Raw genomic sequence first — 14,421 nt, 5'->3', positions numbered from 1 at the left:
TATTAGAGAATGTTGCAGTGCCTAGAATAGATTCCGTTTATTTAACGAATGTTATCAGTTTTTATGAGGTTGCTTATAAGAAATCAATACGTTTCAATACTGAAAGCCCTTGTAGTATCAGTGTTTAATTCAGAAATGGGCGTTTTTTTCAAAAGCATATTTTTCCCTAACAGATCTTCAGAAAACTGGTTGTTAATCAATTTAATCTGTTTACAATACTCGAAAGTGAAAGTGTAGTGCCTGTTGTGATAAGGTTCAAAATCATAACTTCGGGTTATGGTGTTGTTGCTAAAAGATAATCCTTCAACAGATAAGGCATAAAGAATTGGGTAATCAAATGGGTGAAAGTGGTTGTGCTCAATTCGTATGTTTTGATGAAATCTCTTACTTTTTTCACCAATAGATGGAATAATGGGATAGATGGAAATAATGCCCTCGCAAAATTGGTATGAACTTGTATTACACAATGATGTGAAGGTATTATTTTTAATGAGTACATCAGTTACGGCACCTGTTTCAAACCATTGGTTGGCATCACCGGCAATAAGAATGGCACTGCCACTTGATTCGAATGTATTGTTCTCAATCAGTACTTTTCCCGGAGTAGAAACAAGAAGTCCGCGAGCCCTGCAATTTTTGAAGTTATTATTGGTAACCGTTAGATTGGGAGTCCAGGTTAAGTTTTCCAGAGCATCGCCAGGATTTACACTTAACGGAAGCTCATTCTCCAACTCAAGAATAAAAGTTTCGTTGTCAAGGGGTTTGAAAGCTTTTGTGCTATTTACTCCCAGCAAGGTCATTGTATTGTTTTCAATCAGGCTTATTTTGTCGCCTCTACGTGCCCAGTTTAATCCGACACTTTGGTGGTGCATAAATCTGCATTTTACCTCGTTTTTTGAAACTATTTCCTGAATCTGAACACTAGTGCCATGCACATTAATCGGATCGTCCATTAAGCCTTGGAAAGTGCAGCTGTTTACAACAATTTCTCCGGAACAGTTAGATACCTGCAGTCCATCATCGCCTCCGCCAAAATAGCGTCCTTTGGCTCTGTTTGGAATGGCCTGGTAACGGTTAAAAGTGAGGTTTTTACTGTATTGAGCCAAAATACCCAGACCAGTAGCATGGTAAAGTCGCAAGTTTTGAATGGTAATGTTTGATGATTCGTTAATAAAAACTCCGGAATGTGTGCGTGCTGCATGGCGCAAAACAAGAAAGTTTCCAACCTGGGGTTTTCGTTTAAAGTTATAATGTAATCTTAAAATTCCGGGCATGGTTGGCTCGGCGTGATAGTCTTGCCAGTTTTCCCCCAAACATCCCTCGTCTCCCGTTTGTGGAACAATATACCTGCCCTTTCGGTCAAACTCCATGGTTCGCGTCCATGCATTTTCCTGTTTGTTGCTACCATAAAAGAACAATTTGCCCTCGCGTAAGGTGTACGGCGATTCTTTGGGATTTAAGCCAATATCCATATAATGTTCGTTTATTCGCAAAACCTCGGCCTGTGCTATTAATGGTTGGTCCCAATCAATGCTCACATTTTTTAGCGTAATATTCTGGCAGTTGTTAAAGGTAAATGGCTGCATTTCTTCGTGAAAAATTAGCTGACTTCCTCTACCATCAATTACCAGGTTTTTAATATCTTCAAAATGAAAAGCACAAACTTTGGGGTTTTTATCGCTTGTGTTCGATTCAAAATATTCTTTTCTAATACATCCATCGGGGTAAAAATGATAGGTTCCGGTTGAAAATACCAACACCTTTGGCTGATCATTCTTTAAATCATCAAGTGCCTTGTAAAAATATTTAATGGCATTTCTTTTTTTAGTTTTATACAATCCATAATCTTTTAGAAAAATATAGGTGGTATCGTTTTTGGCTACCGAGCCAACGGTTTGAAATGTGATGCCAAACACCAGCCCTAAAATGTAAATTAAACTGAGTTTCATTGTTGATGGTTGTTTTAGTGCAAGATACTATTTTGTGGTTTTTCCTTCGTATAACGATTGAAAAACTTCATCTACAGGCTCCCATAACTCAATTTTATTGTTTTCAGGATCGAGTATATGAACAAATTTGCCGTATTCAAAAGTTTCAATAGTATCGCATATGATTACCCCTTCTTTTTGTAATTTGTCTACCAGTTGTTCAATGTTTTCTACGCGGTAGTTGATCATAAATTCTTTTTCCGAAGGCTCGAAATAAGTCGTGTCTTCTTTAAATGGACTCCATACTGAGTAAGCCTTTTGGTCGGGTTTCTCCGATTTGCGAAACTCAAAAACAGAACCGTACTCATTCGTAACCAAGCCCAGGTTTTTTTGATACCATTCTTTCATTTTATCTGGATCTTTTGTTTTGAAAAAGATGCCTCCAATACCAGTAACTTTCTTCATTTTTAAACTGTTTTTTATAAAAGTAGCGTAAGGTCTAATTGGTTCAAAATATGAGTTTAAATCTTACGGAAAAGTAATAATCTAAAATCCATTACCTGCGAGCCGGGTATATCTGTTGCGTGCAGGGTTAATTTGTTTCTTCCCTGCTCCAGATAAATACTCCCTATTTTCTTGCGTTGAAACGCTTTAACATACCCTTCCATGCGCGGATAAATATCGTCTTTATTCAACAGCGAAGACTCAAATGCTTCATTAATTTGAAATTGGAGTGTTGATTGTTCACAGCTTAATAATAGTGTGGATCCAACATCTTGCAGAGGGCAGGTGTAGAACAATTCCACTTCATAGTTACCGCTGCGAATAATTTCGGTATCAAAAGTAATTTTATCAGTTGTAGCTATCCAGTTTGTAAAATAGGTGCTGTTTGGGTATTTGTTTGATCGGGTTATATTGCCATACCCAATGCCATCGCGTGCAGGAAGTTGGGTGATTGGCATACTCGGGTGTCCAATGGGGAAGGGGCGTGGTGAGTCTGCATCGAGTTCGGAAAGAACCTGTAGATTCCAATTGTTTTTTGCTGTAACAAGTTGATTATGAGTGTCGGGGAATGAATCGGCCACGTTCAGTGTTTGGCCGGGATCATTTTTCATATCGAACAGTTTATTGTCGGCATCCAATCGGAATTGCTGATTTCGCAGGCTTGTTTGCCCATTCCAATAGCTAAAAATGTTGCGATTGGGCCACTGTGGATTTTCATTGTAGAGCAAGGGTTTTAGAGAGACTCCATCAAGTGGTTTTGTGTGAATTGTTTCAATTTTAGCCAAATCAATAAGTGTGGGTAAAAGATCGATGCCACCGGCTATGGTGTTGATGTTCGTGTTGCCCTTTAATTTGCTTTCCCAGGTAATTATCATTGGCGAACGTACGCCTCCTTCGTCTGTCGAGCCTTTTTTCCCTTTCATGCCATCGTTCCACCGCCAGGCATTGGGGCCGTTATCCGATAAAAAGACAACAATTGTATTTTCTGTTAATTGCAGTTCTTCCAGTTTGTCAGTAATTCTACCCACATTCCAGTCTATATTTTCACACATGGCCAGTGCTGCCCGGGTAAAATCGACAGCTTCTTTTTCCGGACTATGATAAAAAAGCTCCAGTTTTTTGTTTTTAAATCTGTTCCAGTATTCCTGGGGCACTTGCATTGGCGAGTGTGGTGTGTTAAATGGCAGGAATAAAAAGAAGGGTTTATTTTTATTTTGTTCGATAAAATTAAGTCCGTGATTGGTAAAGTCGTCAATAATAAATCCGTTTCCCTGCACAATTTCTCCATTATGTTCCAGCATTGGGCTGTGGTAATTGCCCCAGTGTCCGGAGCAAAACCCGTAAAAATCATCAAATCCCCGCGAGTTCGGATGATAGGGAGCTTGCATTCCATTGTGCCATTTACCATAGGCTGCCGTAGCGTATCCTGCAGCTTTAAAAAGTTCGGCAATGGTTGTCTCGTCAGTGTCGATACGTTCGCCACCGGTGCTGGTGCTCCATACACCACTGCGAACATGATAGCGGCCCGTGAGTATTTCGGCGCGCGTTGGCGAGCATACCGGACAAACATTGAAGCGCTCGAAAGTAATACCTCTCGTGGCCAGTTTATCAATATTTGGTGTGTGCAAATTTGTGTTTCCATTGCAGCTCAAATCGCCCCAACCCTGGTCGTCGGTTAAAATTATAATTACGTTTGGTGGCTTTACAGACGATTTTTGCACGCACGCGGATAGAAGAAAAGAAACGAGAAGAAGGAATAGATAATTTCTCATGGCAGTTGGTTTTTGCAAGAGTAAAATTAGGTATTCCTTTTGTTAAACCTATCTTCCCGGTTTAAAATTCTATAGCCTCAAAATTTACAGGATATTTTTAATGGCTGAAATATTTTGAATTTTTAGCCAGTTCGGATGTTCTTCTTTTTCAGTGGTTTTTTCGTGTTCCCATAAAATATGGAAAGGAACATGAATTCCGTAAGCTCCTAATTCAAGAAGCGGTTCGATATCTGATTTGTATGAATTTCCTATCATTAAAAAATCTTCAGGAAGAATGTCGAGGTGAAGAAGTAATTTTTTGTAATCATCGGGCTGTTTATTGCTCATTACCTCTACATGATGGAAGAAATGTTCCAGATTTGATTTTTTAAGTTTTCTTTCCTGATCAAGCAAATCTCCCTTGGTGGCAATAATTAGTTTGTAACCTTTTTGGTGCAGATAGTTCAGCACATCTTCAATTCCATCAATAAGTTCAACTTTTTGATTGATTTGTGATTTCCCCAATTCTATAATCCGTTCAATAATCGATTGAGGGACGGTATTGCCCGAAATTTTCAAGGCAGTTTCAATCATAGATAAAACAAAGCCTTTGGTGCCATAACCATATTCTTCAAGGTTATTCATTTCGGTGGCATATAATTCTTTCATGGTTTCATCCGAAGTTGAAAAATCCGAAAGTAGTTCGCAAAATTTCTTTTCGTTCTCCCTGAAAAACGTTTCATTTACCCACAAGGTGTCATCAGCATCAAAGCCAACTACTTTAAAATTGGTTTTCATTGTTTTTGTGCGTTCTGTTGTGTTTTAAAGCGCTAAATTAACAACCGTAATTCCGGCACCTCCAAAATCTACATGCTCATCTTTATAATTGCGTACCATTGGTTCCGAACGCAAATAATCGCGAATACTTTGTTTTAAAATACCATGGCCTTTACCATGAAGAATGCGCAACTGGCTTACTTCAAACATAATGGCTTCATCAATAAATTCGGTAATTTTACCAATGGCTTCTTCTACGCGTTGTCCTCTTATATCAATTTCGGGCTTAAATGATAATCGTTTTTGCGAGAAACTTTCAGTAAGAACCGAGGCTCGCGAACCACGGTTTTTGTCGAGTTTCTTGGCCTCGTTATTACTAATTCGTTCAATATTTTTACGAGGCATGGTCGTCATTAACTGGCCAAACGCCACCACTGCATTTTTCTCATTCAGCTCAATAAGGTCGCCAATAGTATCCTGACCTTTAATGCGAACCTTGTCTCCGGGACGCATTTCAATACTTTTTTCCAGCTTTTCTTTTGATACGGGTTTTTTAAACTCGTCGGGCCTACGTTTATTTCGGTGCTCTTCCCGGCGCTGAAGTTGTTCCATTTTTTTTGAAATTTGAGTGTCATTCCCCGTAACTTTGCGGTCAATGTCTTTTTTCAAATCGCCCAATTGAGCACGCGCACGTTTTGTTTTTTCTTTATCGGCCTGCGCCTTTTTTATTTCCTGAATCGTATTTTCAATTCGTTTATTCACGCCTTTTAGCAAGGCATCGGCCTCTTCCTTCGCTTTTTTTAGAATTTCTTTGCGTTGTTTCTTAATCTCCTGTAACTCGGTTTCGTATGTTACAGCCGTATCGTCCAATTTTTTCTCCACTTTGCGAATTTTCATGCGTTTGGTTTCCCAATATCGTTTATCGCGGTTAATCTGTCGCAGGTTTCGGTCAAAATCAATGTGGTCTTTGCCAACTTTTTCTGTTGCTTTGTCTAAAATATCTTCCGGGAGCCCAATTTTTCGGGCAATTTCAAATGCAAAGGAGCTGCCCGGTTTTCCAATATCCAGTTTAAAAAGTGGATTCATATTCTGTGCATCATAAAGCATGGCACCGTTGATAATGCCATCTGCCGAAGAGGCAAAGTGTTTCAGGTTGGTATAGTGGGTGGTAATAACTCCAAAGGTGCGAATCTGAGTAAGTTTGTCGAGAATAGATTCGGCAATAGCCCCACCCAGCATAGGCTCGGTTCCTGTTCCAAATTCATCAATTAAAACCAGTGTTTGTTCGTTGCAATTGCGCACAAAATGCTTCATATTCATTAGGTGCGAGCTATAGGTACTCAGGTCGTTTTCCAGCGATTGTTCATCGCCAATATCAATAAAAATTTGATTGAAAACTCCTGTTTTACTGGCTTCGTTAACCGGAATAAGTAGTCCGCATTGCAGCATGTATTGCAGTAGCCCGGTAGTTTTTAAACAAACAGATTTTCCGCCTGCATTGGGACCGGAAATCAGTAAAATATGACGCTCGTTGGTCAATTTAATATCAAGTGGAACAATTTTCCGTTTTTCTTTTTGTAAGGTTTTAAGAAGTAGCGGATGAATGGCATGGTACCATTCAATAACCGGGGTGGGGTTAAATTCGGGGCGTATTGCATCAAATTCTACCGCCAGCATTGCTTTGGCTCGAATAAAATCAATTTCACCCAAAAAATCGTATGAAAATGAAAGTTCATCGAGGTAGGGACGGATATCGTTGGCAAAGGTGGTAAGTATTTTTATAATTTCCCGTCGTTCAGCATATTCCAGTTCCCGTATTTCATTGTTCATTTCAACAATCTCGTTGGGCTCAACATACGATGTTTTTCCTGTTGCCGATTCGTCGTAAACAATCCCTTTTAGTTTGCGCTTATTGGCTGCTGCTACCGGAATTACAGCTCGTCCGTCGCGAATTGAAACTGCTGCATCATCTTCAACCCAGCCATCTTTTTGGGCTTGCTTAAGTATGGCATGAAGCCTTTTCGACATGCTTGATTGCATGTTTAAAATGCTTCTTCGTATTTGCGACAGTTCCGGCGATGCATTGTCTCTGATCTTACCAAACTTATTGATGATGACTTCAATTTTATCATAGATATAAGGAAAAACCTGAACTTGCGAGGTTTTTTGTTTAAGAATGGGAAATACCTCTTCGTCTTGCTTATTAAAGAAATTTACAATGGCACGTACCGATTCCAGCGATCGTTTTAAATCGAATAACTCAGCGGGCTCGAGAAAACGACCCTCCAATCGAATTTTTTGCAGGGCATCACGCAAATCATAAAAATGTGTTGCCGGGAAGCTGTCGAATTCACGAACAATTCTGCAGAATTCATCTACTTCGTTTAATTGCTGTAAAATGGTTTCATGCGATGTTTGAAATTGCATTTCCGCTACCCATTCGCTTCCCATGGTGCTGATGCACTTGTTGTTAAGTAGTTCGCGAATGCGGTCGAAACCGATTTTTACCTCAAAATTGTGTGGGTATATGTTTTGCATAGCTTTCTGTAAAATAAACTGCAAAAATAGAGAAATTTGTTGAGCATGCCCAGCATGAGGCCGTGCTATGTATTGCTTGCAGGTGCTTAATTACTTTGATGGGGGCTGGGACTTGATGACAAAGCATGTTTACTGAGTCGGAGTACGAGGTGCTTAATTTTAGTCCGGTTATACGTGTAGCTTATGTGTATCAAACCATCGCGGCTTTGGATGATACAAGGATAGCTAAATTCTCCCTCCGTTTCATTTTCCAACTGCAGAATACTTTTCCACTCCTTTCCATCTGCAGAAAAATACAAGTCAAGCTGGTTTCTTCCTGCTTCCCACGATTTGCCACTTTTCATCGGATTATTAACCAATAATTTTGCTCCTGAAAATAAGTTTGTTGCATCAATGCCCGAATTCGGATGCCTGATGCTTGTTGCCTGCACTACCGACCAGGTCAATCCTTCATCTTCCGACCAGCTTTCCATTATTACATTTTGATTACTGCGAAGCAAGGCCTGAATACGATTATTGGGGTAAAGCAATAAGGTTGGCTGTATAGCTTTTACTGAATCGGGCGATGGGATATTTATCTTTTGCCAGCTTAAACCATTGTCAGTCGACCTTTCGATATGTGATTTCCACAGTTCGTGGTTGGGTTCGGTGCTTGATGGACTAAGAATAACTCCCGAAGGTAAACGAACAGGCTTATTGCGAATTGGGCCTAAAATTCCTTTTGGTAATTCTTGCGGCTTTGTCCATGTAATTCCTTCATTATCAGAATTCATAAACAATCCCCACCAATCATTCGGGCTTGGTCCAGCTTTGTAATAAAGGGTAATTAGTGTATCATTATTTCTAAAAAGTACCGGATTCCAGGTTGGGTATCTTATGGTATCTGTTTTCCCATCAGCCACCATTTGCGGCTTGCTCCAGTTATTGTTCTCAAATACCGAGGTATAAATGCTCACGTTGGGGTGACGCTCGTACGGGCCTCCAAAAAATGACAAAAGTAAACCTTCGTTGGTTTCAATTATCGAAGAGGCATGGCATTGGGCATATTGCGTGGTATCGAAAATATGATACTCGGCCAACAGTTGAGCACTGATGTCATAATTTTTTGCTTGTTGTTGGCAACCGATTAAAAGTATCGCGAAACAGGTAATTAGAAATGCAACTTTTTCCATCCGTTTAAAAATGTCTGTTTCCTGTGGTAACAGGTATAACCCGAGATAAATCTTAATCTTTCACGTTGGTGTAGTTTGAGTGCTAAAATTCATGTTCTTTGAGTACTGCTAACCTTTTGGCACCTTTTCTCCGGGGAAACGCCTGGCGTATTCTTCCCAAAACAGTTTTACCTCGCTTTTCATTTCTTTTGAAAGGAAAAGGATTCCGATGAGGTTAGGGATGGTCATTAAGGCGATGGTGATACCTGAAAGTGTCCAAACAATCGTGGTATCGGTAAAAGAGGCCAGAAAGAAGCCAATAACATAAATGAGCCTGTACCAAACCACTCCTTTCACGCCTACCAAATAGGTAACTGCTCGTCCGCCATAGTACGACCAGCTTATTGCAGTAGAAAAGGCAAACATAAGCAGGCCAATGGAAACGATGTACTTGCCCGATTCTCCAAACCAACTGCGGGTAAAAGCAATGGTGGTAAGTGGTGCACTGTGCATTAATGATTTACCGGAGATTGTAAGTCCGTTTTGTTTGCCAATTTTTCCGTTTTTAACAGTGATATCTCCATTGTACGGCTGGTTGTTCACAAACACTTTTACCTCTTCGGCTACAGAACGGGCATGAAAAAACGTGGGTTGATTTTGAATTACTCCGTTAACAACGGTTAGTTTGCCGTTAAAGGTTTTCAGTTCCTCTTCTCCGGCCAGGTAATTAAACAGTTTTTTTCTGTCCGTTTCATTTTGATCAGAATAACTTCCTTCAAGAATTACGAGGTCGGCATCCTGGAATTTATTTTCGTGTTTTTCCGTCCACACACCGGAAGAAAGCAAAACCAAACCTGTTAACGTACAGATTATTATGGTATCGATAAATGGCTCAAGCAAGGCTACCAAACCTTCAGAAACCGGTTCGTGAGCACGGGCAGCGGCGTGTGCAATTGGTGCCGACCCTTGTCCGGCTTCGTTCGAAAACAGTCCGCGATTTACCCCCCGGTTAAAAGCAAAGGCAATACTGCCGCCTAAAAAGCCACCCATGGCAGCCGTTCCGGTAAACACGTCGCCTACAATTGCGCTTATTGATGGGATTATATTTTCGTAGTTGAAAAGAATTACTGCCAATGCTCCTAGAAAATAAATAATGGCCATTAAAGGTACCAGGCGCGAGGTAACTTTTGCAATTCGTTTAATACCACCAATAATAACCAGCCCAAGCAGCACGGCCAAAACACCACCGGTAAGCATGTGGTTTATTCCAAAAGTCTCGAAAAGCGAATTGGAAATACTGTTTATTTGTGGCAAGCTTCCGGTGCCAAAGGATGAAAGAATGGTGGCCACTGCAAATAATCCCCCCAAAAAAGTACCGGTTTTTATTACATTGTCGCCAATGGTTATGTTCAGCCTGTTTTTCATAAAATACATGGGGCCACCGGCAATTGAACCATCGGCTGCTTTTTCGCGGTATTTATGCGATAAGGTAACTTCAACAAATTTTGTGGTCATACCAACAGCAGCGGTTATCAGCATCCAAAAAAGAGCAGCCGGCCCTCCAAGGTGAATGGCAAGGGCTACACCTGCAATGTTGCCCGTTCCAACGGTGCCCGAAAGTGCAGTAGTTAATGCCTGAAAATGAGAGGTGTCGCCTTCATCTCCTTCCTTGTCGAATTTCCCCCGAACAATGCGCAACGAGTGTTTCAGGTACCTAAACTGGGGAAATTTTAAATAGACGGTAAAGAAAATTCCGGTTCCGAGCAGTAAAAAAACGAACCATTGAGAACCGCCAATGTGGCCATCAATTAAAGAGAGGATATCGTTGAGCTTGTTCATTGTTTGCAAATATTTTATGAGATTTTCAGAAATTGAGCTAAAAATAGTAATACTCGCCAATTTGTTAAAAAATGAGGAATTTTATTTTTAAAATGTTATTAAATGGTGAGATTAATCATCTTTGGCGGCTAATTGTAGAGAACTACCAGTACCCCCCCCCGTTTTGTTTATTACTTTTTTAATTTCTTTTCGTTTAATACTGAAACCAATTAGATTTTCTCGTAATTTCGCATAACAATATTTAAACAATTAGCCATGTTACCAAAATTTTTATTAGCCGACAATTCAATGGAAACACCGGATACTATTTTCGTTGTTCATACCGAAACTCCCCGTTTTATTGTTGAAGCAGATATTGATGATTTTTGGAATAACCAGGAGGTGCACTGGATTGATGGAGAACCCGGTGACGAAAACCTGATTGCTGAATTAGTAGAGGCAGCAGAAGAGTTTTTGGAAAAAGAATTTGAAAACGAAGAATTGTTGGCAGAAGACGACGATTAGTGCAGTTGCAACGAGGCCAGTGAAAGTGGATTGTAACAAAAATCATTAGCCTGAATTATGGCCACCAACCGTTTATATCGGTCCCGAAATAGGGTTTTGGGAGGAGTGCTCGCAGGAATAGCCGAATATTTTGCGATTGACGTTATCCTGGCTCGGGTTATTTATGTACTTCTGTCGCTATTCTCTGCAGGATTTCCTGGTTTATTGGTTTACATTATTTGTTGGGCTATAATTCCTGAAAAACCAATTGAAATGCAATAATCTACTGTTCAACTCCTTTTAGGGAAAGTTGAATACGTTTACGTGCCACGTCAACTTCTTTAACTTTTACTTTAATGTGCTGGTGAAGCTTTACAATTTCATTCGGATCGGAAATAAACCGATCTGCCATTTCGGAAACATGAATTAAGCCGGATTCTTTTATTCCCACATCAACAAAGGCTCCAAACTTGGTAATGTTGTTTACAATTCCGGGTAACACCATTCCAACCTGTAAATCACTGATGCTAAAAATTCCATCAGCAAATTCAAAAACTTTTATTGCTTTGCGCGGATCACGGCCCGGTTTTAAAAGTTCTTTTTTGATGTCGAGCAAAGTTGGTAAACCTATATCAGCTGTTATATACTTCTGAAAATCAATTTTCGACACCAATTCTTCATTTCGCACTAAATCGCTCACTTGGCAGTTTAGGTCTTTCGCAATTTGTTTTACGATTTTATATGATTCAGGGTGAACTCCCGAATTGTCGAGTGGGTTTTTAGCATCCGGTATACGCAAGAAACCTGCGGCCTGCTCAAAAGCTTTTGGCCCCATTCTGGGAACTTTTTTCAGCTCTTCACGCGATGTAAACATTCCTTTTTCTTTTCGATAAGAGGTTATGTTTTCGGCCAACTGTGGCCCCAATCCCGAAATGTAGGTTAGCAGATGTTTGCTGGCCGTATTCAGGTTAACACCAACAGCGTTAACACTCAGTTCAACAACCGAGTCGAGACTGCTTTTCAGCTTCTTCTGATCCACATCGTGCTGGTATTGCCCAACCCCAATACTTTTCGGGTCTATTTTAACCAGCTCTGCCAAGGGATCCATCAGGCGGCGACCAATTGAAACGGCTCCTCTTACGGTCACATCATATTGCGGAAATTCCTGCCGGGCAACCGATGAGGCTGAATACACCGAAGCGCCGTCTTCGCTAACAACATAGATTCGAAGTTCGCGATTGAAACGCAGTTTTTTTATAAAATATTCGGTTTCACGACTCGCAGTTCCATTCCCGATTGCAATGGCTTCAATTTGGTACATTTCAACCATTGAGCTTATCTTTTTCGCGGCCATTTTCCGCTCTTCCTGTGGTTTGTGCGGATATATATTTTCGTTATGAAGTAAATTGCCCTGCTCATCGAGGCAAACAACTTTGCATCCTGTTCGGTAACCCGGGTCAATTGCTAATGTGCGTTTTTGCCCGAGTGGAGGTGCCAGCAATAGTTGCTTTAAATTATCGGTAAAAACTTTTATCGCTTCAGCATCTGCTTTTTCTTTTGCTAAGTTAGCAAATTCTGTTTCCATTGATGGTTGAATCAGGCGCTTCAAACTGTCTTTTACCGCCACGGCAACCTGTTCAGAGCTGCTATTGTTTCCTTTTACAAAGAAACGTTCCAGGTTTTCCAAAACACGATCTTCGTCCGGCGAAATTGAGATTCTGAGAAATCCTTCATTCTCACCACGCCGCATGGCCAGCAAACGATGAGAAGGGCATTTCTTTAAGGGTTCGCTCCAATCAAAATAGTCGCGAAACTTGGCCGCTTCTTCTTCCTTTCCTTTTACAAGCTTTGATGTAATGTAAGCTCCCAGTTGAAAACCTTTACGAACAATGTTTCGTGCCCGTTCGTTTTCGCTTACCCATTCGGCAATAATATCCCGTGCACCCGAAAGTGCCTCTTCAGCCGAATGTACTTCGTTGCTAATAAATTGGTTAGCTTTGAATTCAGGATCGCGCTCCAGTTGTTTCATAATAATTTTAGCCAGAGGTTCCAGGCCGTTTTCACGGGCCATTGTGGCTTTGGTGCGTCGCCTGGGTTTGTAGGGCAGGTAAATGTCTTCCAGTTCTACAGGGTCAAAGCAATGTTCAATTCTGGCTTTTAATTCTGGTTTTAAAAGCTCTTGTTCGTCAATGGTTTTTAATATGGTTTGTTTACGTTTTTCAAGTTCAGCAAATTTTTCGTTTTGTTCTTTTATTTCCTGAATTTGTACTTCATCCAAACTTCCGGTACGTTCTTTTCGGTAACGCGATATAAACGGAACAGTGGCTCCTTGGTTTAATAACTCGATGGTATTTGTAACCTGTGTTGAATTTAGTTTGAGTTTGTCGGCTATTAGATTTATGATGGCGCTTTGCATTGCTTTGTTTTTATTGAAATGCAAAGGTACTGAAGCAAACATCATTTCAAAAAGAAGGTAAGCGTTAAATTATAAACAAAAAACCACCCGGATTATTCCGAATGGTTTAGAGTTCCTGTATTGTTAGGCTGTTTATTTTTTTACAGTGTAAATATGTTCGCCTGAGTCTTCTGATAATATAACCCGGTATTCTCCCTTTCGCAACGTGGATAAGTTGTAACTTCGATGAATTGCCAGATTTTTTCCGAGATTGTAGCCGTAAATGTGCTCTCCTTCATGGTATATATTTAAAAAAACATGTTTTTGGGTGGTGTTTAAAAACGAAACCTTGAGCCGGTTTTCGTCGAGCTTCATGAAAGGTTCGTACAAATGAGTGGCCTCTTCGGTTGTGATGTTGTTATTTGCTACAATAATTTTATTATTAAGGCTTTGGTTACCATAATTGAAGCAAACCCGGTAGGTGCCATCTTGCAATCCGGGGAAAAAGAACTTTTCGCTGTAGCTTGTATTTTGTCTCTTTGATTTGTGAAAAAAGACTATGTCGTCATTTTCATCTGTTATTGTAACTTCAAAATTACACGGTGTTTTCGATTCAAAATTGAGCAAGGCTGCCTCTTCGCCAATTTGCGAGATATTCATTTTGGGGAGTTCGGACCCGACTGCAAAAGCTGCGGTAAGAACCAGGATGGAGATTGTGATAATGACTGAAATTTTTGTTTTCATGTTGTTTGTTTTTTGGATTAATAATAGTTATTAAAATAAAATACCATTTGGTATTTTATACAATTTACGATTAATCTGCTGAAATCCAATTTTTTTTTAGCCATTAATACCAAATTGACCTCAAAATGCCGCATATAAATTGATTTTATCTCGTTTCTGTTGCGTTAATGATTCCTTACAAGCTATGCTATAATTTTCCACTTTGTACAAATGAAAAGTATTCGGCATATCCAATGCTGCATTTTATAATCAAATTGGCATAAGTCAAAAGCTGGCCTTTTACTAAGTAAGTTGAAAGGAGTAAAAAGGGG

Annotated in this window: 11 protein-coding genes; 2 read left to right on the top strand and 9 right to left on the bottom strand. The window is 40.1% G+C overall.

What is annotated here, in order from left to right:
• Positions 1 to 83 precede the first annotated feature (83 nt).
• From QZ574_RS15900 to QZ574_RS15870, 7 genes are all read right to left on the bottom strand, one after another.
• Positions 84 to 1,949, bottom strand: coding sequence for a right-handed parallel beta-helix repeat-containing protein (locus QZ574_RS15900; protein WP_297091314.1), 1,866 nt, complete (start codon positions 1,947 to 1,949; stop codon positions 84 to 86).
• A gap of 27 nt (positions 1,950 to 1,976) precedes the next feature.
• Positions 1,977 to 2,393 (bottom strand): VOC family protein, encoded by a 417-nt coding sequence (locus QZ574_RS15895; RefSeq protein ID WP_297091311.1) that lies wholly within the window; start codon positions 2,391 to 2,393, stop codon positions 1,977 to 1,979.
• 56 nt (positions 2,394 to 2,449) lie between these two features.
• The gene (locus QZ574_RS15890) at positions 2,450 to 4,204 is read right to left on the bottom strand and encodes an arylsulfatase (protein ID WP_297091309.1); all 1,755 of its coding nucleotides are present in this window, start codon (positions 4,202 to 4,204) and stop codon (positions 2,450 to 2,452) included.
• 84 nt (positions 4,205 to 4,288) lie between these two features.
• Complete coding sequence (locus QZ574_RS15885) at positions 4,289 to 4,981, bottom strand: HAD family hydrolase (RefSeq protein ID WP_297091307.1); 693 nt, start codon at positions 4,979 to 4,981, stop codon at positions 4,289 to 4,291.
• Positions 4,982 to 5,005: 24 nt separating this feature from the next.
• Complete coding sequence (locus QZ574_RS15880; protein ID WP_297091305.1) at positions 5,006 to 7,498, bottom strand: Smr/MutS family protein; 2,493 nt, start codon at positions 7,496 to 7,498, stop codon at positions 5,006 to 5,008.
• Positions 7,499 to 7,584: 86 nt separating this feature from the next.
• The gene (locus tag QZ574_RS15875; RefSeq protein WP_297091303.1) at positions 7,585 to 8,670 is read right to left on the bottom strand and encodes a sialidase family protein; all 1,086 of its coding nucleotides are present in this window, start codon (positions 8,668 to 8,670) and stop codon (positions 7,585 to 7,587) included.
• A 108-nt stretch (positions 8,671 to 8,778) separates the two neighbouring features.
• Positions 8,779 to 10,488: a sodium:alanine symporter family protein gene (locus tag QZ574_RS15870; RefSeq protein WP_297091301.1), complete on the bottom strand. Its 1,710-nt coding sequence runs from the start codon at positions 10,486 to 10,488 to the stop codon at positions 8,779 to 8,781.
• 255 nt (positions 10,489 to 10,743) lie between these two features.
• On the opposite strand from QZ574_RS15870, the gene QZ574_RS15865 reads away from it, so the two are divergent.
• Positions 10,744 to 10,992, top strand: a complete 249-nt coding sequence (locus QZ574_RS15865) for a hypothetical protein (protein WP_297091298.1) — start codon at positions 10,744 to 10,746, stop codon at positions 10,990 to 10,992.
• Between the two features lie 57 nt (positions 10,993 to 11,049).
• Positions 11,050 to 11,253, top strand: coding sequence for a PspC domain-containing protein (locus QZ574_RS15860; RefSeq protein WP_297091296.1), 204 nt, complete (start codon positions 11,050 to 11,052; stop codon positions 11,251 to 11,253).
• A 1-nt stretch (position 11,254) separates the two neighbouring features.
• Here QZ574_RS15860 and QZ574_RS15855 read toward each other — a convergent pair whose 3' ends face one another.
• Positions 11,255 to 13,387, bottom strand: a complete 2,133-nt coding sequence (locus QZ574_RS15855; protein ID WP_297091295.1) for a Tex family protein — start codon at positions 13,385 to 13,387, stop codon at positions 11,255 to 11,257.
• Positions 13,388 to 13,519: 132 nt separating this feature from the next.
• Complete coding sequence (locus QZ574_RS15850; protein WP_297091294.1) at positions 13,520 to 14,110, bottom strand: hypothetical protein; 591 nt, start codon at positions 14,108 to 14,110, stop codon at positions 13,520 to 13,522.
• Positions 14,111 to 14,421: the final 311 nt, after the last annotated feature.

It is taken from the genome of uncultured Draconibacterium sp., from assembly GCF_913063105.1.
In the GTDB taxonomy this organism is placed as follows: domain Bacteria; phylum Bacteroidota; class Bacteroidia; order Bacteroidales; family Prolixibacteraceae; genus Draconibacterium.
This window is presented reverse-complemented; position numbering and strand designations above follow the sequence as displayed.

What these genes read in the sequence shown, in the direction of transcription:
- QZ574_RS15850 (WP_297091294.1), bottom strand. Translation starts at nt 14,110, where the DNA reads ATGAAAACAAAAATTTCAGTCATTATCACAATCTCCATCCTGGTTCTT.
- QZ574_RS15875 (WP_297091303.1), bottom strand. Translation starts at nt 8,670, where the DNA reads ATGGAAAAAGTTGCATTTCTAATTACCTGTTTCGCGATACTTTTAATC.
- QZ574_RS15895 (WP_297091311.1), bottom strand. Translation starts at nt 2,393, where the DNA reads ATGAAGAAAGTTACTGGTATTGGAGGCATCTTTTTCAAAACAAAAGAT.
- QZ574_RS15890 (WP_297091309.1), bottom strand. Translation starts at nt 4,204, where the DNA reads ATGAGAAATTATCTATTCCTTCTTCTCGTTTCTTTTCTTCTATCCGCG.
- QZ574_RS15900 (WP_297091314.1), bottom strand. Translation starts at nt 1,949, where the DNA reads ATGAAACTCAGTTTAATTTACATTTTAGGGCTGGTGTTTGGCATCACA.
- QZ574_RS15860 (WP_297091296.1), top strand. Translation starts at nt 11,050, where the DNA reads ATGGCCACCAACCGTTTATATCGGTCCCGAAATAGGGTTTTGGGAGGA.
- QZ574_RS15865 (WP_297091298.1), top strand. Translation starts at nt 10,744, where the DNA reads ATGTTACCAAAATTTTTATTAGCCGACAATTCAATGGAAACACCGGAT.
- QZ574_RS15880 (WP_297091305.1), bottom strand. Translation starts at nt 7,498, where the DNA reads ATGCAAAACATATACCCACACAATTTTGAGGTAAAAATCGGTTTCGAC.
- QZ574_RS15855 (WP_297091295.1), bottom strand. Translation starts at nt 13,387, where the DNA reads ATGCAAAGCGCCATCATAAATCTAATAGCCGACAAACTCAAACTAAAT.
- QZ574_RS15870 (WP_297091301.1), bottom strand. Translation starts at nt 10,488, where the DNA reads ATGAACAAGCTCAACGATATCCTCTCTTTAATTGATGGCCACATTGGC.
- QZ574_RS15885 (WP_297091307.1), bottom strand. Translation starts at nt 4,981, where the DNA reads ATGAAAACCAATTTTAAAGTAGTTGGCTTTGATGCTGATGACACCTTG.